Consider the following 20101-nt stretch of genomic DNA (forward strand, 5'->3'; position numbering starts at 1 on the left):
CATTTGTCAGCTTTTCGGTTCCATAACCAGTGGCTATATGCCATAGCGCCGTAGCAGGCCCTCGCTCAGCCATTGGCGCAGCCAGGTGGCGGCCTGCAACGGCGCGTTGTCGCCGAGCTCGCTCAACTGCGCGCAGAGTTCGGCGAAACTCCAGCCGTCCACCGCCATACCCTGCAAGGCCGCCGCTTCGGCGTGGGACAGGCTGCGATAGCGGCTGATCAAGCCCTGCCGCCAGATCAGGCACACCTGCGCCTGCTCCAGCAGCACGCTGCCAGGAAAGGTCGCGTCGTCCTTGAGCGCGCGCCAGATCGCCACGCTGTTATAGCGACAGCTTTGCCACTGCACGCTGGGCAGCAGGCGCACCTGCAGGGTCGGCCACTCCTCGGCCGGCAGGCTGGCCATCTGCTGCAGGCTCAGGGGCTCGCCTTCAGGCGCGTCGAAGGCCAGGGTAAAGGCCCACTCCAGCCGCGCCAGTTCACCGAGCGGCGCGCTCTGTTCGGCCACCAGATAGCCTTCGATAAACTCCGCGAGGCGCGCGCCCAGCCAGCGCAAGCTGAAGTGCTGCGAGGGATGCGCCTCGATATAGGCACCGGCCAGGGCGTCGAACTCCTCATCGCCGAGCCAGCCGTGTACCGCGTGGTAGTCATCGCGCAGGGCTTCCAACAACCGCGCGCGGTAGGCGTTGTGGTAAATCGCCAGGCCGTCTTCGGCGCTCAGCGCCGGGCTACCCAACAGGCTGGCACGCAACGCCGGGTTGGGTGTCGGCTCCTGGCCGAGCAAGTAGGCCTCGATCTCGCGCTGCCAGTCATTCAGTTGCATGACGGCACCGCAGGCAAGGCTGCCGCTCCGAAGGCGCGGGCTTGGTCCAATTCAGCCAGCAGCTCGGATAGCGGCGGGTAGTGGTCGTCTCGCTCCAGCAGGGTCGCCACCGGACCGAGGTGACGCAAGGTGCGCTGATACAGTTGCCAGACCGGATCGCTGACCGGCTGATCATGGGTGTCGATCAGGTAACTGCCGTAATCGCTGTGCCCGGCCAGGTGCAGCTGGCGAATGCGTTGCGGTGGCAGGCCGCTGATGAAATCCCAGGGATCGAAGGCGTGATTGCGGCTGCTGACGTAGACGTTGTTGACGTCGAGCAACAGCTCGCAGCCGCTCAGCTCGCTGAGCGCGGCGAGAAACTGCCACTCGCTGAACTGATCGTCGGCACTGCGCAGGTAACTGGAGACGTTCTCCAGCACCAGGGGTCGCTCGATCACCTCCTGCACCTGGCGCACGCGCGCGGCGACGTGCTGCAGGCTTTCTTCGGTGTAGGGCAGCGGCAGCAGGTCGTGCAGCTGGTGCGCGCTGCCACGGCTCCAGCACAGATGATCGGAAATCCACGCCGGCTTGACCCGCGCCGCCAGGTGCTTGAGACGTTGCAAGTAGTCCCGGTCCAACTCATGCGGGCCGCCAATGGACAGCGATACGCCGTGCATCACCAACGGATACTGTTCGCCGATCGCGTCCAGGTAGTAGAGCGCCTTGCCGCCATCGACCAGGTAATTTTCCGAGAGAATCTCGAACCAGTCGACATCCGGCCGCTGCTCGAGAATCTCCTGGTAGTAGGTGCTGCGCAGGCCCAGGCCATAACCCAGACACGCTGACTCAACGGACATGCGACAACTCCCCGAACGAGTGAGAACCTGAAAATGGGCTGGAGTGGCCGCAGCCGGCCACTCCGTGTGCCCTTACTCGCCGACGGTACCCTTGGCCGCGTTGCACTCGGACAGGGTCATGTTCTTGAAGCCCTGTCCCTTGCACGAGCCTTGACCTTTGCAGCTGTTGGCGGCGGTCTTGCAGTCATTCTGGCCTTTGCAGCCATTCACGCCGTAGCAATGCACCTGCGCTTCTTCGGCCGCCACAACAGTGGACAGGCTGGCGAACAGCGTAGCCGCGGCGAAAGCGATGGCGGCACCAGTGGCAGTAGTAGTGATAGACATGCGGTGATCCTCGAGTGGTTTCGGTTGCCGGACGAACAAGGCTTGTTCGATGCAGGCATAGCACTAGAGTCTGGTCATTCGCAGGCGTTACACGCGCCATGCAAAAATCTTCAAGACACTCGACGATCAAGCGCAGCCGGGCAACGCTTGAGGTTATCAGAGCTGGCTGGCTCGGCTTGTAGGGCCGAATCTGGGGCAGGTTCAGCCACCCCGGAAATCCGCTGGTTGCAGACTGCGCTCCCAGCAGACGTGGCTAAGACGCGTCTTGCTCGTCCGCCACCCCCTGGGGATTACCCCCGAGCTGAATCCTGCCATTGCTGCGCTCTTGCCAGGTGAGATAGCCCACAAGAGCAATAATGATCACCAAGAAAATTTCACTGGTTCCCACAGTGCCGAGCCCCAGCCCGCCCTTGGCGACCGAATGCGACAGCCAGTCGCCGCACGATGCACCGAATGGACGGGTCAGGACATAGGCGATCCAGAAAGTCGCCACCAGATTAAAACCAAAGACATAGTGGGCGACGGCCACTGCCGCAATACAGGCGGCAAAAATCAGGGCCGACACGGCATAGCCGAGATCCATTTCTTCACCCAGCAGATCGCCTGCGGCGGTGCCAAGGGCGAATGTCATCAAGATCGCCGTCCAGTAAAAATACTCTCGCCGCCCGCGATAGATGCTGCGAATAGACAGGGTCTTTTCACTGGCGTACCAAAGGGCAAATGTCAGCAGCAACGCCACGCTGAAAAACAGCGTGGTGGTAGTCAGCGCCACACCGTAGGTGTCAACCAGGCTATCCGTTATCAAGGTGCCCACAATGCTGACCAGTACCACGGCTAACCAATACACCCAGGGAATGTAACGGTCCGTGCGCAGTTGCAAAAACATCGCGATCAACAATACGCCCGCCATCAGCAACGAGGTCATTGGCAGCCCGAAATGCAGCTTGAATATCAAAAAGTCAGCGCCGGTCTCACCGACGGTTGTCGACATAATCTTGATAATCCAGAACACCAACGTCACTACTGGAACCTTGTTCATCAAGGCCGCCTGTGAAGTATTTGAGTCATTCATAGCCAGTTTCCAAAATAGGGAAGTTGATTAAGTCGGGGCAGTTATTTCGGGCAATGCGGCTCTACGGTAAAAGTTCGCGACACATCGATCGCCCCAAGGTGCTCAAGCGTGCGCCGGCCAATCAGGACGGGATAAACCATCTTGCCCCGGTTGCGCAGTGAGAATTGCTCGTCGTAGCGCTGGTTGCCGAGACAGATCGGCATGGTTACCACCGGACGGTGGTCTACGCCGCCTGCACCGCTGACCTTGATGTTTCTAACTAGGGGACGTTCAAACTCTTTTATAAACGCTTTGCCAGTCTTGTTATCGGTCAGGTCGATGGTGAAGCGCACCCAGGATTTTCCAGCTCGTTTGAACCGCTCGATGGATCTGGCATCCATCGAGGAAGTCAGTGCGCCGGTGTCCATTTTCACCTTGACCTCAACGTTTTCGGGTAGCAGTACGCCTTCTTCCACCCAACCAAATACCTGCGGTTGCGCTTGAGCGATAACACTCAATGCTCCCAGCAACCCCCCAATAGCCCATACCTTTGCGCGCATTGCACATCCTCTCTGGGTCCTGCAGTGCGGCAAGCGGGTGCTTTAACCGCGGACAGCAAACGTAGAACGCAGCAGTCACTGATGAATGGGGCATGCAGCAGTGAAATAGCCCGCATGCCGAATGACTAGCGTGGCCAAGAGGTTAAGTTCGACGCGGTGAAGGTTGTGTCAGGAAGATGTGAAAAATGCTTGAAGAACTAAGCGGGAGAACCGCTCACGGGTGCACCCATAATAATTAGACGACAACTGGGCAATTGCCGCTGCTCTCGTACCGCTCGAAGAGCAGTTCGTTAGTTAGAGAACGGCTTCAGTTCAACGTTGTATTGCGTGCAGTCTTCGGCAAACTCATCGCTTAGCAGATAGCAATACTCCAAGAGTCGGCTTGGACCTATCGGGTCTCCGGCATTCTCAAGGGTTATCCCTGGATGGCACATGATGAGTCCACCATGGGGGGCGGCTTTCAGCCAGCGCTGCATGAGTTTCGGGTAATCCGCCAGCGGGGATAGCGAGTAGAGCCCGGCAAACCAGCGGGGATGGACCAGCGCCTGCACCTGCAGTTGCCGGGAGAAACCATGGCAGACCCCTTTCAAGATCGATGACTTGAGCCAGCTGTCGCCAGCTTCGGCAAGCAGGTCCGGCGCGCGGATATAGGATGGCGGCACGAATTGCCAGCGCATGCCGATGGCCTCGAACAGCGCGTCACGAATAACCGGGAAGGCATGTACGTGCTGGTGACCGTCAATGAAGTCGGGTAGCCGCTGGAAGTGCTCGGTAAACAGGTCGATCTGGCGCAGCAGCTGGTCACGAATCTGCGCGCGCGGCAGGCATCTGGCCTGGCTGCGCAACAGCCAGTAGGACAGCGGCCGCGCGTGATCATCGAAGGGGTGCGTCAGATTCAGGTGCAAGCCGATATCGCTGGTACCGGCGAAGGCTTCGAGCTGGCCGGCAAACCCGGGCCACAGCGGTGACTGGGTCATTACGCTGGTGGCCGAGAGTCGGCCGCGCTCGAGCAACTCGAGAATCGCCTGGCTGATAGGTGCGGACTGGGCAAAATCATCGGCACAGAGGGTCAGGTGCTTCACGTCGACTCCGATTCCTGAAAGGCCCAGGTTTTGCTCAGGATGAAGGTGACCGCGGCCACCGCGATCAACACGACGATCAGGGCGATGCGATAGTCCAGTGCGGTGTAGTGCAGCAGGGCGAAATACAGGGCTTCGTTAGCCAGGAAGCTCAGGCAGGACACGGCAAAGAAACGTGGCAAGGTCTGGCTGTGGGCCAGATGATCGGCCTCGAATGTTTTCCGCCGATGCCCCCAATAGCTGATCTGAAACGCCAGCAGATAGGCCAGCACATTGGCCAGCAGCGGCGCCATGCCCAGTGGTACCAGGAGGAGCGAGACCAGCAGAAAGTGGGTCGCCATGGCGGCCACCCCGATTACGGCAAACCAATAAAACTGTCGGTTCATGCTGGGTCGCGCTTGTTCAGGTGAGTGATGCGGCTGATCAGGTAGCGAGGACGTTGTTTGACCTCGTCGAAGATGCGCCCGATGTACTCGCCGAGAATACCAATCGACAGCAGTTGCACGCCGCCGAGGAAGGTGATGGCGACAGTCAGGGTCGGCCAGCCCGGCAGTGCATTACCGAACAACAGGGTGCGTACGAGTTCCAGGCCTGCATAGGCAATCGACAGCAGCGAAATCACGCAGCCGATGATCGTCCAGATGCGCAGCGGCATGTTGGAGAATGCCGTCAGCCCGGTCATGGCCAATCTCAGCAGGCTACTGAAATTGAAGCTGCTCTTGCCATGCCGGCGCTGCCGGGTCTGGGTCTCGATGGCGACTTGGGTAAAGCCGACCCAGTTGTACAGCCCCTTCATGAAGCGGTTGCGCTCGGGCATCTGGCGCAGGGCGTCGAGAATGCAACGGTCTAGCACCCTGAAGTCCTGGGTATTTTCCGGAATGCGATGGCGAGCGCCACTGTTCAAGAGGCTGTAGAACGCCCGGGTGAACAGGCGTTTGAGCAGGCCTTCGTCTTTACGGCAGGTGCGCACGCTGTAGACCATGTCATAGCCGGCACGCCACTGTTTGAGAAAGGCCGGGACCATTTCCGGCGGATGCTGGAAGTCGCCGTCGATCAGCACGGCGACATCACCCTGGGCCTGGTCGATGCCGGCCGACAGCGCAATTTCCTTGCCGAAGTTACGTGACAGCTGGATCAGCACCACAGGCAGCGCTGCGGCCTCGCTGACGATCCGCGGCACCGTGCTGTCGCTGCTCCCGTCATCGACCACCAGCAATTCATGCCGACAGCCCGCCTCATTGAGCACTCTGTGCAAGGTCTTGAGCAGGGGGACGATGTTGTCCTGCTCGTTGAACGCCGGGATGACGCAGCTCACCAGTGGATCATGCGGGCGATCGGCCATGCGCTGTTGGAGCGCGTAAGGAAGAACCAAGGCATTCATGGTACGACCCCCTGGCTGCGGGCAGCCTGCTGTGTGACGGTATCTATCTGCTTGAGCAGCAACAGTTGCTCCTGCTTGACCGAGCTATCCGCGACTTGCGCGAACTGCTTGAGCAGATCGCCTGGCAGTTCATCCAGGTCTTTCTGGCGAATCACCAGATAGTCCTGGGTCGGGCTGGCAATCAGCTGTGTCAGGGTGTCGAGATCGTGAGTGGTTTGGGCCCGTCCGCGGGAGTAAAACTCGGCCGAAAAGGCGCGGCTCTTGGACCAATACACCAGCTTGCTCGAAGTGGCGGGGTGATCTTGGTTCCAGGCGTTGATGACCGCCAGTTGAGTCGAGAGGTAGCGATCTGCAGTGGCGCTGTTGACGACCAGCAGCACCAGGAAGAGTCCGCCAGTGGCCGCGGCCACCCAGGGCAGCATCACCCGCTGGTCCGGCTTGCGGCTGCGGTTCCACAGCTCAGCCAGCAACAGCGCGCAGCCCGGCAGCATGGGCTGCGGGTAGGGGAAGATGATATTGCCGGACATCGTGAAGAACACCGGGGTCAGCAATGTCCACAGACACAGGTAGAGCATCCAGCCATCGTTGCGCGGCGGCTTTGCCCGCAGCTTGCCTGGGCGACGCAGCAACCACAGCGGCAGCAGCGACCAGGGGAATATGGCGGCAATGACGAATAGCCAGATCATCCCGTGTGCGGTGCGGTGGGCGAAACCGTACTTGTCGCCGTTCCAGCCCGGATCGAGAAAGCGGGCAACGTGCTCGCCCATGATGAAGTAGTCGAGGAAACCCGGGGTGCGAATCTCGGCGAGGATGTACCAGGGCAAGGCAATGGCTAGCATCAGCAGACTGCCCTTGATCCAGGGCAGACGTTGCCATAGGCCGAGCCACTGGTTGCGGATCAGGGTCCAGAAGAAAATCGGCAAACCGGTCAGCACCAATGCCAGCGGCCCCTTGGCCAGCAGGCCCAAGCCCAGGCCGACAAAGAACAGGTAAGGCCAGACTCGACTGTTGCTGGTCATGCTGTACCAGAAGGCAATCTGGCTCAGGCTGACGCAGAACATCAGGGCCGGGTCGGTCATCACGGTACCGGCGGCGATGAAGAACAGCAGGCTGCTGGCCAATATCAGGGCGGCTGCGACGGCTACATCCTTGCTGCTGTGTCTCCAGGCGAGGCGGAATGTCAGGGCAATCACGCCGATGGACAACAACAGGGCCGGAAGACGGGCGGCCATTTGGTGCAGGCCAAAGATTTTCATTGCGGCAGCCGACAGCCAGGTCGACAGCGGAGGTTTGGCCCAGAACGGCACCCCATAGTCGTGGAACAGCGTGACCCAATTGTCCGTCTCGAGCATCTTGCGGGCAATTTCGCTGTAGCGGGCCTCGGTGGTGTCGGTTAAAGGGATCACCGCCATCAGGACCAGGCGCAGTATCAGTAAACCCAAAAGAACGTATAGGGCGGTGCGGTGCCATTGCGGCTGGGTCGTAGGTTCCATCAGTCAGTCCCTTGATGAACGGGTTTCAACACACCACCGCGAACCCCAGGGGTCGATGCTGGAAGACGGTTCGACAGGCGGTAGCTTAGTCGCAGAGGAGCCGTAGGGTCTGAGCCCAGGACATGATGCGAGATTGACGCGGGAGAATGGCTGCTCAAGGAAAGGCTTCAGCGAGTGATTACGAAGTGCCCGAAGTCTACAGAGGGATATCTAAAAAAAGTGTCAAGGCGGGACCCTGCTCACAACCAATATCCTGTCGCGAGGGGCGGACAAGGTCAACTCCTGAAGCAGTTACCCGTTCACTCTGGTGTATCGCCCAGGGTGGTCGCCGACGACTCGGTACTGCTGCGTGGAGCAAGCCATACGGCCGGGGAGCTTACCGAAATTTATCCGGCGAGGTGAAACGCCAGTCTTGTGCCGATACTCGCTCTGACGCTGCTGGCTTTAGCCACCCATGCAGGCTGACCCCGCGCGGGAGCAACGCGGCATGAAGCAGATTTACTAACTGGCGCTGTGCCCAGTGGGCTTGTCTGTGCTCAGGTGGAGACTGGGCACGCGGGTGGCGGATTGCCAACAGTGGATGGCTGCTCAAGTGCCTGGCGGCCATAGAAAGCCAAGGCGGTTAACAGCATGGACAGCCAGACCACTATGCCCGACCAGAAGGTGTGCGACATGTAGTGCCAGCCCTGGAAAACCCGGGTCGTGCCGTAGACCAAGCCCAAGGCCAAGGCCGCACTCAGCAAGGTTTTCGCGTAGCGCCAGCGATGCCGGCGGGCAATGAAATACAGCGCCAGCATGCTGAATCCTCCCGAGGCATGACCGCCCGGCCAGCATCGACCCTCGCCTGCGTCGTGCCAGAGGATAAAGTTGCGAAACCACTCGAGCTTGGGCATCGCGCCACCAAACAGTGTGGTTTCCACCGGGCAATAGATGCTGGTGTGGCTCTTGAAGAAGTGAATACAACCGGTGCTCACGGCAAAAGCGATGACGACAAACAACAGGTCCTTGCGGTGACGCGCAGCCAACGCCAGCACCAGAGATATATTGGAGCGTTTCAATACACCCAGCAGCCGAGCATGTCGGCACGGATCAAGCCGTGGCCAGATAAACGAGAGCAGACATCCCATAATGGCGATTTCACCGGTCCAATTCGGAATGATGCGCGCCCACTTGTGCGTGATTTGTTCAAACAGGTAGCTGTGCTGTAGGACAAAGCTGTGGCTGTCCGGGTTGTACAGCAGGTTGCTCAAAATCACATCCAGGTTACTGAGGTCGAACAGGACGAAGACCGTGGCGGCGCACAGCAGGGGGATGCCAACGTGACTCAAATAGAATCGATGTCTGACCGTTTGACTCATAGTGACTCCAGGGGGCGCTGAGGGTTGCAGTGCTCGCCGTTCTGAAAAGGTGGCACTCATTCATCGAGTAGCCGGCCTATATCCACCTGAAATTGATTTGCTTACCAGGGTAGCCCTCGGGCCGTCACGGTTGAGTCGGGTGAGGAACTCCGGCCAGTCACTCGCGTTGACGACGCCAAGGGCAGTCGGGCCGTTTTCAGTGTCGTACGAGAGGAACAGCGCAGCGCCATAACCGGGCACTTGGTTGTGGGGTACGTGCAACTCTTGCTCCAGCTGCTCGATGCACTCGCTGTGGGTAATCAAAATCAGGTTGCGCCGCACCTGTTTGTGCTGAGCAACGTCTTTGAGCAGGTGCTTTTTACAGCGATAGAGCCAATCGTGCTTAGTCACCTTGGAATTGAACATGAAGGTTGCAGTTTGCGCTGTGCGGGTCAGAGGGCTGGCGAAAATATCCGCATTATCCAGGCCCAGGGTCTTGAAGTGACCGCCAAGGTGGACGGCAACATTTTTGGCCCTCGCGGTAATGCCGTCTGCAGCGTTCAGGCACACGGCGCTGGAGTGATCGCAGCGTTCGACGTGGCGCACTAATACAACGATCTCGCCCCTGTTCCAGAGCGCCTTGAACTGAGCAGCAGGCCAATTGCCAGCCTCCGTTAGCTGGCGCGGCGCGGGCGGCTGGAACAGCGACAGGCTTGAAACCAGGGCGGCCCAGAGAAAGGCGCAGATGCAGGGTAGGCGGGAATATCGGCGCCAATCCCAATCACATCGCAGGCCGCTGCTCTCAATATTCACTACGGGCTTCACAATAACTTCGCCTTTCACGCTCCAGGTATGTCAGACCGCGCCATGTAGGCATTTTTGCGCCAGCGTGGTTTGCAGTCGACGGTGCTGAGGTCCGGATAAGCGATCCATATGGCGCAGATTACGGGGGTGAACATGAAAATTAGGTCGAAGCGGTGTGACCGTTATGTGTACCAGCGCAGCGTCGGGGAGGACCTGATTCAGGACTGATCGGTGGCTGTGAGTCAGGGTTGGCGGGTTCTACTCCGTTCTTTTCCAGTGTACGCGGAGCAAATGTGAGCGGGCGGCTGGCAAACCTCGCGCATGGAGAGGCGGGTTGAAAGGCGCTCAGTGGACGCAAGCCAGGACGTTTTCATAACGTCTTTTGAACGAAATTTTCACATTGGCCTGGGCATATTCCCCGAACGCTGAACACTAATAGGAATGAGTATCATGGGATTTACCAATAGCGCATTCACGGCTGCCTCGACTCTGGTGGCCGGTGGCATTCTGGCCGCTTTCATGCAACCTGCCCTGGCAACAGACAATGCTTTCGAGCTCACCGTAAAGGATCACCAATTCTCCCCGGCACCGCTGATTATCCCGGCAGATACCAAGGTCAAGATCACCCTGAAAAACCTCGATCAGAGCACTGCCGAGTTCATCAGCGATGACTTCAAGGGCGGCAAGTTGGCCACTGGCGGCAAAACCGTGAGCTTTTTCATCGGCCCGCTCAAGGCCGGCACCTACGAGTTCCATGACGAATACCATGAGGCGGCGTCAAAGACGCAGCTGATCGTTCAATAAGCCTGGCGTACATCAGCATGCTCTCGACGGCCCTCATCGTTTTCCGTGAAATTCTCGAAGCTGCCCTGGTGGTTTCCATTGTGCTGGCGGCTACCAAGGGCGTACCTCGGCGAGGTTATTGGGTGTCCTGGGGGTTGGCGACGGGTATCGGCGGCGCAGGCCTGGTGGCCGCCTTTGCCGACGTGATCAGTGACCTGGCCTCGGGTATGGGCCAGGAGCTGTTCAATGCGGCGGTGATGTTAATCGCAGTGCTGATGCTGGCCTGGCACAGCATCTGGATGGGCCGCCATGGGCGGGAAATGTCCGCGCAACTCAACGTGCTCGGGCAGGCGGTGGTCAGTGGACAGCAGTCGCTGGCCGGCATGGCCGTGGTGATCGCCGTGGCCATTTTGCGCGAAGGTTCGGAAGCCGTGCTGTTCCTCTACGGTATCGCGGCCAGTGATCCAGGGCAGGCACCGCAGATGCTTGCCGGTGGCGCGCTCGGGATAGCCGGTGGCGTAGCAACCGGGGTGGCGATCTACTTTGGCCTGCTGAGGGTCGCGATGCGGCACCTGTTCCGGGTGACCAATGCGATGATCATTGCGCTGGCGGCCGGTATGGCGAGTCAGTGCGTTGGCTTTCTCGTGGCGGCAGACTGGTTGCCGGCACTGGGCGACACCTTATGGGACAGCTCGCGCCTGCTTAACGAGAACAGCATCGTCGGCAAAATGCTGCACACGTTGATTGGCTATACCGCACAACCTAGTGGCATACAGGTGATCGCCTACCTCGGCACACTGCTTGGGATAGTCGCGTTGGTTCGCGTGTTGGGGCAGCCGAAACCCACTTATCCACAGGCGCTCAGGCAAGCTCGCAACAGCCGATAGGACTGGCGGGACCTACAGTGCCTGTCAGTTCATGGACCGACAGGCACCGCCCAGATGGATCAAAAGACCTTCCCCGCGATGCTTCAGGTAAGGGTTGAAACGACCTATTACGCAGTGCGGAAGCGACGCGAGCGATTCAGGTAGTTTGCCCTTCACAAACAACAGGGCATCCGTTGCAGAATGCGGCATGACCGCATCTTCTGCGAGCGGCTGATGGGGTGTCCAACGCAGTAGACCGGACGCATATCTGATTGACCCAGGCTGTAGATCGGCAGGTCTGAGTGCTCGCTGGTTAACTGGCTGATTTCAGGCAGCGCCTGGACTCGGGAGGCGAATATCTTGCCTTCAAAAATACTGTAAAAAATGACGAAACCGACCAATACAACCAGAGGGAGCCCTATCATTTGCTGGCGTTGCCAACCTTCTCTGGATTTGAGCAGGTCGACCCATTGCCAGGCCAGCAACAACGCGATAGCAAGGTACGTGGGCAGCAAATACTTCGCATGCTTTTCGCTGAACACAGAAAACACCAACAGCGGCGCAAGTGACGAGCCTCAACGAGGTGTTATTTTTGATCTGTTGCCAGAGCTGCCTGGGCCGCACAAACACGATCAATCAGAACGGGAACTGCCCGTTATGCCGGAATATGCCTTTGAATAGATGGCTGAAGCGTTGGCACAGGTTTCCTGAACTATAATTTCCGACGCGTACTAAACAATGGGGAGTTACCTTTCCAGCCTCTCGAAACTGCCCGCAAATAACTGCTCTGCGGTGCGACCACACCAGGCAAAGTGCCGTGCAGAGTTAGTTGTATACGCACGAATGACTGATTTGTTGTATGGCAGAAGTAACAACGCACTTGGAGCCAAAGGAGCCGCCATGCGAGGTTGCAGTCGGATCAGACGGTACTTCCTGCTTGTACTCATGAGCTGTTTTGCGCTGGCTGCCTTGATCGGCAGTGTGCAAATAGTTGCCACGCCCGCAATGGCAACCGAGCGGCCGGCCATGCCTGAAAAAAATCCACCCGGTGACATTCCCGACAGCCAAGTCTTCGTGACCTATAGGTCACCCTTGGGTTTTTCGCTCAAGGTGCCAGAGGGCTGGGCGCGAACGGATCGCAGTGATGGGGCAAGCTTTTCGGACAAGTACAACAGGATCGACGTCAGCGTCACCGCCGCCTCCCGCGCTCCCACCGTTACCTCCGCGACCGATTCCGAGGCTGTGGATCTGCTCAAGGCCGGTCGCGCGGTGAAGATCGAGGCGATCAGCCAAGTCAAGCTTAGATCCAACCCGGCACTGTTGATCGTTTACACCTCGAATTCCGCAGTCAATGCCGTCACCAACAAGCAGCTGCGGCTGGAGAGTAATCGTTACCTGATCTACCGGGGCGGCAAACTCGCCACCCTCGACCTCTCTGCGCCGCTCGGAGCAGACAATGCCGACCAATGGAAACTCATGTCAGATTCGTTCCAATGGCGCTGAAGTGCGACCGCTGGAGGCGTTTGAACTCTACCGATTCTTTCACCGTGGCGACGACGAGACGGCGGCATTGCGCGGAGTGTCACTGCGGCTCCTGGCAGGCGAATTCGTCGCCCTGATGGGGCCATCCGGGAGCGGCAAGTCCACGTTGCTGGCTTGCCTCGCTGGGTTAGACGAACCGGATGGCGGGCATGTTGAGGTGATGGGGCAGCGTATGTCGCGGCGCTCCGAAGCAGCCCGCGCCGCTTTGCGAGCTCGACATATCGGTATGCTGATGCAAACGGGCAACCTGTTTGATCACCTTACGGTGGAGGCCAATATAAAACTGCAGATGTCTCTGTCTGGGCAATCCAATCGACAGAGCATCGAGCAACTGTTGGCGGTGATCGGCCTTACCCGACAACGCCAGGCCTACCCCTCGCAACTGTCGGGGGGCGAGGCTGCGCGCGCCGGGCTGGCGCTTGCCTTGTCGTCGAATCCCCAAGTGCTATTGGCGGACGAACCCACCGCAGAAGTGGACGCGACCACCGAAGCCACCATCCTGAACCATTTGATGGAACGCTGTCGCGCAGGGGTTGCCGTGCTCGTCGCGACGCATAGCGAAGTCATCGCCACTCATGCCGACCGTCGCATCAGCATCCAAGACGGGCGCATCACGTATGTCTGACTCGCTAATCGAGGCCCAATCGGTGGGCCGCTGCTACCCGCAAAGCGGGGTATCCGTCGCCGCGGTCGCCTGCGCGACGTTCCGCTTGCAGGCGGGAGACCGTGTAGCGCTTGTCGGCCGATCCGGAAGCGGCAAGTCGACCCTATTGCATCTCATGGCCGGACTCGAGGTACCGACCAGCGGCGCCATCACATGGCCCGCGCTGGGCGCCGCCGACACGCTCTTGCCGGAGAAAATTGCGCTGGTGTTTCAGTCGCCGAGCTTGCTCGAGCCATTGACGGTGAACGAGAACGTGGCCCTGCCGCTGCTCATGGCGAACGCGAACGGCGATATCGGCCGGGCAGTGGCGAACACTCTTGCCATCTTCGGCTTGGAAAACCTTGCCCTCAAGCTGCCGGAAGAGTTGTCCGGTGGGCAGATGCAACGTGTCGCCATGGCTCGTGCGATTGTTGGAAACCCTAGGGTGATTCTGGCTGACGAACCGACCGGTCAACTGGATCAAGCGACTGGCCGTGCCGTGCTCGATGCGCTCATCGCCCATCTCGCCGGGACCCAGACCGCACTGGTAATTGCCACCCATGATCTGGCAGTGGCCGAGCGCATGCAGCGGGTTTGGCAGATGGAGCAGGGCATCCTCATCGAAGCCGACAAGAGGTTGGTGGGCGTATGACCTGGTTGTGGTTTTTCGGCCTGGTCAAGGAACGCAAATTACGCCTCGCAGGCGCCGCGGCGAGCATCATGCTCAGCGTCGCATTGTTGGCCACGCTCGGCGCATTTCTGGCCCAGAGCAGCGCCTCGATGACGCGTCGCGCCATCACTGGGGTGCCGGTTGACTGGCAGGTGCAACTGGTCCCTGGAACAACCGTGCAGGCAATGTCCGCTGCCCTCGCAAATGCCACTGCCGTTGCCAGGCTGCAAACGGTCGGCTATGCCGAGGTAGAGGGTTTCGAGAGCCATACCGGCGCGACCGTGCAGACCACCGGCACAGGCAAGGTGCTGGGTATCGCCACTGCCTATGCCAGCGATTATCCGCAGCAGGTTCGCAGGCTGCTTGGTAGCCTGGCTGGCGTGCTCATTGCGCAACAAACGGCGGCCAACCTGCATGCCGGCGTTGGTGACGTTGTCAGCATCCAGCGCGCTGGCCTCGAGCCTGCCGACGTCAGGGTGGCGGGGATCGTCGATTTGCCGTATGCCGATTCGCTGTTCCAGGCTATCGGCGTTCCGGTTGGGGCGGCACCGCAGGCGCCACCGGATAATGTCGTGCTGCTGCCCATCGACCAGTGGCATCGCCTGTTTGATCCGCAGGCGGCAATCAGGCCGGATTCCGTTCGCCTGCAACTGCACGCCCGCCTAATGCATGACGGGCTTCCGAGCGAACCCCAGGCCGCCTTTACCGCGGTACAGAATGCCGCGAGAAATCTTGAGGCACGCATCGCGGGCACTGGCCTGGTAGCGGACAATCTGGCGGCGAGACTCGATGCGGTTCGCAGCGATGCGCTGTATGCCAGAGTGCTGTTTCTATTTCTCGGCGCCCCGGGCGTACTCCTGGCGGCCTTCCTGTCGCTGGCGGTGGTGGCTTCCGGCGCCGCTCGGCGGCGACGCGATCAGGCGTTGTTGCGCATTCGCGGGGCCTCACGCACACAAATCCTGCAGTTGGCAGCAGTCGAAGCAGTGTGCATCGGCATCGTCGGCACCGCTGCCGGACTGCTCCTCGCGACACTCTTGTCTCGACTGCTGCTCGGCGTTGGTATTTTTGCGGTCTCCGCCATCGGTTGGCTCACAGGCGCAGCCCTGGCAGGCATTGTGCTCGCGCCAGCCGCCATTCTCGCCACTGCATGGCTGGATGCCAGGCATACAACCGTCGCGACGGCCCGGATGCTGATCGGCCAGGAACGCGCCCGACTCTGGCAACGCCTTGGCGTCGATTTCATGCTCCTGGTCCTGTCGGCCCTGATCTTCTGGAGAACATGGAGCACGGGGTATCAGGTCGTCCTGGCCCCCGAAGGGACGCCGTCGTCATCGGTGGAATATCCGGCGTTTCTCGCGCCCGTCTTGCTCTGGCTTGGTCTCGGGCTGCTGACAGTCCGGCTTTGTCTGCTGGGGCTCGACCGCGGTCGAGAACGCCTGGCCAAGTGGCTGAACCCTATCGCGGGGTCCCTCGCCGGAGTCGTTGCCGCCGCCATCAGCCGCCAGCGCAAGCGCATGACCCAAGGTATCGTCCTGATTGCGCTGGCCTTCGCATTTGCCACATCGACCGCGGTCTTTAACACCACCTACAACGCGCAGACGCGGGTCGATGCAGAACTCACGAACGGCGCGGACGTGACCGTCACCGGTACCTCACAGGCCCCCGCATCAATGAAACTGAAGGAGCTCTCCGCCTTGCCCGGGGTGAGCGCTGCGCAACCGATGCAGCACCGGCTTGCCTACGTCGGTACCGACTTGCAGGACCTGTATGGCATAGACGCCGGGTCCATCGGCGATGCCACGAGGATGTCGAATGCCTACTTCGCCGGCGCAAATGCAAAACAAACGCTCGACCTGCTCGCGCAAACGCCTGACGGCATTCTCGTCTCGGAAGAAACCGTCAATGATTTCCAATTACAGGTCGGCGATGAGCTCAACCTGCGGCTGCAAAATGCCCTGGATCATCAGTATCAGGTGGTTCGATTCCACTTCATTGGCGTGGTACGTGAATTCCCGACCGCGCCACGCGACTCTTTCCTGGTGGCCAATGCTGACTACATTACGCGACAGACTAATGCCGATGCGGCAGAAGTTGTGCTACTGAAGACCTCCACGGCTCCCGCGCAAGTTGCCTCAGCAGCGCGGGCAGTTGTCACCGCGCTGCCGGGGGTCAAGGTCACTGACCTCGCGCAGGCTCAACACCTCATCGGCTCCAGTTTGACTGCCGTCGATCTTGGTGGCCTGACGCGACTCGAACTGGGTTTCGCCGTGCTCATGGTGGCCGGGGCAACAGGGCTTATTCTCGCGCTCGGGCTTGCCGACCGGCGACGAACCTTCGCCATTCTGTCTGCCCTCGGCGCGAAACCCCGTCAGCTCGGCGCCTTTCTCTGGAGCGAAGCCTTACTGCTCTTTGTCATCGGCACCAGCAGCGGAATACTGACCGGTTTTGCGCTTGCCTGGATGCTGGTCAAGCTCTTGACCGGGGTTTTCGACCCGCCGCCAGAATCGCTCAGCGTGCCGTGGCTCTATTTGGTCATCCTGGTCGGTGTGGCGCTGGTTTCAGTTGTTTGCGCAGTGCTTGGCGCCCAGTGGGAAACACGCGTCCCGGCAGTACAGCGAATGCGCGAGTTCTAGCAAAAGCCGTATCTGCGAGCCCTGCTTTCAGCGTCCGTGCGAACTCGCACTACGGCTACTGGGAGGCGTTTTCAGGCGCTCTGCTCGAAGGAGCGCCCCTACGCCTAGCCACCCGGTTGTACATGGTAAAGAATATCTTGCACCTGCGTTCCGTGCTGCGCAGCGTAGTCGCCGCGCCGGGACGCTCGTCGCCCCAGCAATACCGACGGCTGAGCCAGTGAAATTGTCATGAGTCCTTAACCAACCTGCGTTGGCACATATGGTTGAACTCAGGGCGCAATGAGCGCTGCCAATGAGCCTGAACAGCTACTTTCTCGACTGTGCAAACTGATCAGGTGGGACCAGCATCGACACGTTCGAAGAGTGCTAGATGCAGAGTGTGCAGTAGCGGTAGTCGGGCGAAATCTTTGACCAGGCGAAAACCTGCGAGCTGGAAGTAGATGTCGATCTCCTTCAATGAAGTCGAATGTTTTTCCGATTTCCGACCACCGCGCAGTTCACGCAGGCGGCGTCTCAGCGAGGTGACGGACGCGGGGCTGAAATAGGAGAGAACGACGTAGTGCTCGGCGACGCGACACAGCTCACCGATCACCCTTTGCCGGATACGCGGCTCAGGGAAGTGGTGAAACAACCGAAAGCTGATGACCGTATCGAAACTGCGATTGGCCAACGTCAAGTGTTCAAGGTCCTGCTGCTCGACCGTGCAGGAGAGTTTCTGGGCGGACAGGTTGGCTCGAGCAATGTCCAGCATCGCCTGGGACAGATCGACGCCGCTCACGGCGTAACCCTTACCCGCCAGATGAGCAGTCACCCGCCCACCACCACAAGGGGCATCGAGTACGCGGTGGGTGCGTGGGATGTGGGCAAATGCACGATCAATCAGGCGCATTTCTGCGGCGTGTTTAGCGACCTGACGTTGTTCCTCGTAGCGCTGGGCCGTCGGTTTGTCGTACTTGCTACGACCACGGTACAGAGACTTGACATGGGAATGCATGGTGGCTGGCTCCAGCAGGTGAAAAGGTCTCCTTGGCTAGACAGCGGCCTTGCTCCGCCGCGCCCGATAATGGTGGACTTGGGGGAGTCCGCGCGGAGAGCAGGCGTTACCTACGGATAGATGCAGTGTCGGCTGGGCAAGGTCAAGATTCGGTGAAAAAAGTCTGAAAGGTTTGTTGACCCACTAGTCTGCTGCAGACGTTGCGTCCGCTTAGAAAACGCAGGCAGAAAGCTGGAGTCCGAATCTTTGTCTACCGACTACCGAACATGAGTTGCTGGAGCGGAATCGGATAAGTAATGAATGCCTAAAAATGGAACCCCCCTGAGGTAGGGGGCTGGCTATCGAGTCAAAACATTATGCTAAGTGGCGGGCTATTTTGTCCTGTCTCAAAAACTAGCTGAGCCTTTTTCACCACCGCCTCACTCGACGGTGACACTCTTGGCCAGATTGCGTGGCTGATCGACGTCGGTGCCCTTGAGCACGGCGACGTAGTAGGACAACAGCTGCAGCGGGATGGTGTAGAGGATCGGCGCCAGGGCGTCGTGGATGTGCGGCATGTTGACCACGTGGGTGCCCTCGCCGTTGCTCATGCCGGCCTGCTGGTCGGCGAACACAATCAGTTCGCCGCCACGGGCGCGCACTTCCTGCAGGTTGGATTTGAGCTTTTCCAGCAGTTCGTTGTTCGGCGCCACCGTGACCACCGGCATGTCGCTGTCGACTAGGGCCAGTGGGCCGTGCTTGAGCTCGCCGGCCGGGTAGGCTTCGGCGTGGATGTAGGAAATTTCCTTGAGCTTGAGCGCACCTTCCATGGCCACCGGGTATTGCTCGCCGCGGCCGAGGAACAGCGCGTGGTGCTTCTCGGCGAACAGTTCGGACACCTTCTCCACTATCGTATCCATCGCCAGGGCTTCGTCGAGGCGGGTCGGCAGGCGGCGCAGTTCATCCACCAGTTCGGCTTCCAGCCGCTTGTCCAATGTGCCGCGCACCTGACCGAGGGACAAGGTCAGCAGCATCAATCCGACCAGCTGAGTGGTGAAGGCCTTGGTCGAGGCCACGCCGATTTCCGGGCCGGCCTGGGTCAGCAGGCACAGGTCGGATTCGCGCACCAGGGAGCTGATGCCAACGTTGCAGATCGACAGGCTGGCCAGGTAACCGCCCTGCTCCGGGCTCAGCGCCTTGGCGTTGCGCAGTGCAGCCAGGGTATCGGCGGTTTCGCCGGATTGGGAGATGCTGACGAACAGGGTATCCGGCTGCACCACCACCTTGCGGTAGCGGAACTCGCTGGCCACCTCGATCTGGCAGGGAATACCCGCCAGGCCTTCCAGCCAATAACGGGCGACCATACCGGCGTGGTAGCTGGTGCCGCAGGCGACGATCTGCACGTTCTTGACCTTGGCGAACAGCTCGGCGGCCTGGGGGCCGAAGGCCTGCACCAACACGTGATCGGAACCCAGACGGCCCTCCAGGGTGCGCTGCACCACCTTGGGCTGCTCGAAGATTTCCTTGAGCATGAAGTGGCGGAACTCGCCCTTGTCGGCGGCCTCCGCGCCTTCGTGGTACTGCACGCTTTCGCGTTGCACCGGCTCACCGGAAACGTCCCAGATCTGCACGCTCTCGCGACGAATCTCGGCGATATCGCCTTCTTCCAGGTACATGAAGCGGTCAGTCACCTGGCGCAACGCCAACTGGTCGGAGGCCAGGAAGTTTTCGCCCAGGCCCAGGCCAATCACCAGCGGGCTGCCGCTGCGCGCGGCGAGCAAACGATCCGGCTGCTTGGCACTGATCACCGCCAGGCCATAGGCACCGTGCAGCTCCTTGACTGCGGCTTTCAGCGCAGCGGCCAGGTCGCCCAGGCTTTGCAGCTTCTGCTCGAGCAGGTGGACGATGACTTCGGTGTCGGTGTCCGAGCTGAATACATAACCCTGGCTCTTCAGTTGCTCGCGCAGGGCATCGTGGTTTTCGATGATGCCGTTATGCACCACCGCCAGCTCACTACCGGGCTCTCTACCTGAGAAATGCGGGTGAGCGTTGCGCTCGCTCGGCGCGCCATGGGTGGCCCAGCGCGTGTGGGCGATGCCCAGACGACCGGCCAAGGGCTCAGCGTTCAGCGCCGCTTGCAGCTCGCTGACCTTGCCCACACGGCGACGGCGCTCGAGCTGGCCCTGGTCATTCAACAGCGCCACGCCGGCACTGTCATAGCCGCGGTATTCCAGGCGCTTGAGGCCTTCTACCAGCACGGCGGTGATATTACGTTCGGCGACGGCGCCCACGATGCCACACATAGAT

The 20101-nt window shown here is 60.0% G+C and carries 20 protein-coding genes; 6 read left to right on the plus strand and 14 right to left on the minus strand.

The features are described 5' to 3' along the window. Positions 1-33: 33 nt before the first annotated feature. From FBY03_RS06025 to FBY03_RS06075, 11 genes are all read right to left on the minus strand, one after another. The gene (locus FBY03_RS06025; RefSeq protein ID WP_147171293.1) at positions 34-819 is read right to left on the minus strand and encodes a DNA-binding domain-containing protein; all 786 of its coding nucleotides are present in this window, start codon (positions 817-819) and stop codon (positions 34-36) included. Further along, the gene (locus FBY03_RS06030) at positions 810-1655 is read right to left on the minus strand and encodes a DUF692 domain-containing protein (protein WP_147171294.1); all 846 of its coding nucleotides are present in this window, start codon (positions 1653-1655) and stop codon (positions 810-812) included. The genes FBY03_RS06025 and FBY03_RS06030 overlap by 10 nt, the downstream gene beginning before the upstream one ends. A gap of 72 nt (positions 1656-1727) precedes the next feature. Further along, positions 1728-1979 carry a hypothetical protein gene (locus tag FBY03_RS06035; protein WP_147171295.1) on the minus strand — a complete coding sequence of 84 codons (252 nt, stop codon included), beginning with the start codon at positions 1977-1979 and terminating at the stop codon, positions 1728-1730. 253 nt (positions 1980-2232) lie between these two features. After that, positions 2233-3051: a hypothetical protein gene (locus FBY03_RS06040; RefSeq protein WP_147171296.1), complete on the minus strand. Its 819-nt coding sequence runs from the start codon at positions 3049-3051 to the stop codon at positions 2233-2235. A gap of 41 nt (positions 3052-3092) precedes the next feature. Continuing rightward, complete coding sequence (locus FBY03_RS06045; RefSeq protein WP_147171297.1) at positions 3093-3590, minus strand: ATP-dependent zinc protease; 498 nt, start codon at positions 3588-3590, stop codon at positions 3093-3095. Positions 3591-3880: 290 nt separating this feature from the next. Next, positions 3881-4672, minus strand: a complete 792-nt coding sequence (locus FBY03_RS06050) for a ChbG/HpnK family deacetylase (protein ID WP_147171298.1) — start codon at positions 4670-4672, stop codon at positions 3881-3883. Beyond that, positions 4669-5055 carry a GtrA family protein gene (locus FBY03_RS06055; RefSeq protein WP_147171299.1) on the minus strand — a complete coding sequence of 129 codons (387 nt, stop codon included), beginning with the start codon at positions 5053-5055 and terminating at the stop codon, positions 4669-4671. The genes FBY03_RS06050 and FBY03_RS06055 overlap by 4 nt, the downstream gene beginning before the upstream one ends. Then, the gene (locus FBY03_RS06060) at positions 5052-6050 is read right to left on the minus strand and encodes a glycosyltransferase family 2 protein (RefSeq protein ID WP_147171300.1); all 999 of its coding nucleotides are present in this window, start codon (positions 6048-6050) and stop codon (positions 5052-5054) included. The genes FBY03_RS06055 and FBY03_RS06060 overlap by 4 nt, the downstream gene beginning before the upstream one ends. Further along, positions 6047-7543, minus strand: a complete 1497-nt coding sequence (locus tag FBY03_RS06065) for a glycosyltransferase family 39 protein (protein WP_147171301.1) — start codon at positions 7541-7543, stop codon at positions 6047-6049. The genes FBY03_RS06060 and FBY03_RS06065 overlap by 4 nt, the downstream gene beginning before the upstream one ends. A gap of 536 nt (positions 7544-8079) precedes the next feature. Further along, entirely contained in the window at positions 8080-8901 is an 822-nt protein-coding gene (locus tag FBY03_RS06070; protein WP_147171429.1) for a phosphatase PAP2 family protein, read from the minus strand. 60 nt (positions 8902-8961) lie between these two features. Continuing rightward, positions 8962-9693: a histidine phosphatase family protein gene (locus FBY03_RS06075; RefSeq protein WP_147171302.1), complete on the minus strand. Its 732-nt coding sequence runs from the start codon at positions 9691-9693 to the stop codon at positions 8962-8964. Between the two features lie 441 nt (positions 9694-10134). Between FBY03_RS06075 and FBY03_RS06080 the strand changes: the two genes are divergently transcribed. Both FBY03_RS06080 and FBY03_RS06085 read left to right on the plus strand, forming a co-directional pair. After that, positions 10135-10488, plus strand: coding sequence for a cupredoxin domain-containing protein (locus FBY03_RS06080; RefSeq protein ID WP_147171303.1), 354 nt, complete (start codon positions 10135-10137; stop codon positions 10486-10488). 17 nt (positions 10489-10505) lie between these two features. Next, positions 10506-11354: an FTR1 family protein gene (locus FBY03_RS06085; protein ID WP_147171304.1), complete on the plus strand. Its 849-nt coding sequence runs from the start codon at positions 10506-10508 to the stop codon at positions 11352-11354. A 152-nt stretch (positions 11355-11506) separates the two neighbouring features. On the opposite strand, the gene FBY03_RS06090 is transcribed toward FBY03_RS06085, so the two are convergent. Continuing rightward, positions 11507-11875, minus strand: coding sequence for a hypothetical protein (locus tag FBY03_RS06090; RefSeq protein WP_147171305.1), 369 nt, complete (start codon positions 11873-11875; stop codon positions 11507-11509). 358 nt (positions 11876-12233) lie between these two features. Between FBY03_RS06090 and FBY03_RS06095 the strand changes: the two genes are divergently transcribed. From FBY03_RS06095 to FBY03_RS06110, 4 genes are read left to right on the plus strand one after another with little or no spacing between them, the layout of a single operon-like run. Further along, positions 12234-12836, plus strand: coding sequence for a hypothetical protein (locus FBY03_RS06095; RefSeq protein ID WP_147171306.1), 603 nt, complete (start codon positions 12234-12236; stop codon positions 12834-12836). Then, positions 12790-13500, plus strand: coding sequence for an ABC transporter ATP-binding protein (locus FBY03_RS06100; RefSeq protein ID WP_218570758.1), 711 nt, complete (start codon positions 12790-12792; stop codon positions 13498-13500). Before FBY03_RS06095 ends, FBY03_RS06100 begins: the two co-directional genes overlap by 47 nt. Beyond that, a complete protein-coding gene (locus FBY03_RS06105) occupies positions 13493-14170 on the plus strand; it encodes an ABC transporter ATP-binding protein (RefSeq protein WP_147171307.1) in 678 nt (225 codons plus the stop codon). The genes FBY03_RS06100 and FBY03_RS06105 overlap by 8 nt, the downstream gene beginning before the upstream one ends. Then, entirely contained in the window at positions 14167-16821 is a 2655-nt protein-coding gene (locus FBY03_RS06110) for an ABC transporter permease (protein ID WP_147171308.1), read from the plus strand. The genes FBY03_RS06105 and FBY03_RS06110 overlap by 4 nt, the downstream gene beginning before the upstream one ends. Positions 16822-17152: 331 nt before the next feature. On the opposite strand, the gene FBY03_RS06115 is transcribed toward FBY03_RS06110, so the two are convergent. Both FBY03_RS06115 and glmS read right to left on the minus strand, forming a co-directional pair. Beyond that, positions 17153-17815: a class I SAM-dependent methyltransferase gene (locus FBY03_RS06115; protein WP_147171309.1), complete on the minus strand. Its 663-nt coding sequence runs from the start codon at positions 17813-17815 to the stop codon at positions 17153-17155. A gap of 419 nt (positions 17816-18234) precedes the next feature. After that, positions 18235-20097, minus strand: coding sequence for a glutamine--fructose-6-phosphate transaminase (isomerizing) (gene glmS / locus FBY03_RS06120; protein ID WP_147171310.1), 1863 nt, complete (start codon positions 20095-20097; stop codon positions 18235-18237). Between the last annotated feature and the right edge of the window lie 4 nt (positions 20098-20101).

The organism is Pseudomonas sp. SJZ079 (assembly GCF_007993865.1).
In the GTDB taxonomy this organism is placed as follows: Bacteria; Pseudomonadota; Gammaproteobacteria; order Pseudomonadales; family Pseudomonadaceae; genus Aquipseudomonas.

Coding starts and splice junctions, on each gene's coding strand:
- FBY03_RS06025 (WP_147171293.1), bottom strand. CDS start 819: ATGCAACTGAATGACTGGCAGCGCGAGATCGAGGCCTACTTGCTCGGC.
- FBY03_RS06030 (WP_147171294.1), bottom strand. CDS start 1,655: ATGTCCGTTGAGTCAGCGTGTCTGGGTTATGGCCTGGGCCTGCGCAGC.
- FBY03_RS06035 (WP_147171295.1), bottom strand. CDS start 1,979: ATGTCTATCACTACTACTGCCACTGGTGCCGCCATCGCTTTCGCCGCG.
- FBY03_RS06040 (WP_147171296.1), bottom strand. CDS start 3,051: ATGAATGACTCAAATACTTCACAGGCGGCCTTGATGAACAAGGTTCCA.
- FBY03_RS06045 (WP_147171297.1), bottom strand. CDS start 3,590: ATGCGCGCAAAGGTATGGGCTATTGGGGGGTTGCTGGGAGCATTGAGT.
- FBY03_RS06055 (WP_147171299.1), bottom strand. CDS start 5,055: ATGAACCGACAGTTTTATTGGTTTGCCGTAATCGGGGTGGCCGCCATG.
- FBY03_RS06060 (WP_147171300.1), bottom strand. CDS start 6,050: ATGAATGCCTTGGTTCTTCCTTACGCGCTCCAACAGCGCATGGCCGAT.
- FBY03_RS06065 (WP_147171301.1), bottom strand. CDS start 7,543: ATGGAACCTACGACCCAGCCGCAATGGCACCGCACCGCCCTATACGTT.
- FBY03_RS06070 (WP_147171429.1), bottom strand. CDS start 8,901: ATGAGTCAAACGGTCAGACATCGATTCTATTTGAGTCACGTTGGCATC.
- FBY03_RS06080 (WP_147171303.1), top strand. CDS start 10,135: ATGGGATTTACCAATAGCGCATTCACGGCTGCCTCGACTCTGGTGGCC.
- FBY03_RS06085 (WP_147171304.1), top strand. CDS start 10,506: ATGCTCTCGACGGCCCTCATCGTTTTCCGTGAAATTCTCGAAGCTGCC.
- FBY03_RS06095 (WP_147171306.1), top strand. CDS start 12,234: ATGCGAGGTTGCAGTCGGATCAGACGGTACTTCCTGCTTGTACTCATG.
- FBY03_RS06100 (WP_218570758.1), top strand. CDS start 12,790: ATGCCGACCAATGGAAACTCATGTCAGATTCGTTCCAATGGCGCTGAA.
- FBY03_RS06105 (WP_147171307.1), top strand. CDS start 13,493: ATGTCTGACTCGCTAATCGAGGCCCAATCGGTGGGCCGCTGCTACCCG.
- FBY03_RS06110 (WP_147171308.1), top strand. CDS start 14,167: ATGACCTGGTTGTGGTTTTTCGGCCTGGTCAAGGAACGCAAATTACGC.
- FBY03_RS06115 (WP_147171309.1), bottom strand. CDS start 17,815: ATGCATTCCCATGTCAAGTCTCTGTACCGTGGTCGTAGCAAGTACGAC.
- glmS (WP_147171310.1), bottom strand. CDS start 20,097: ATGTGTGGCATCGTGGGCGCCGTCGCCGAACGTAATATCACCGCCGTG.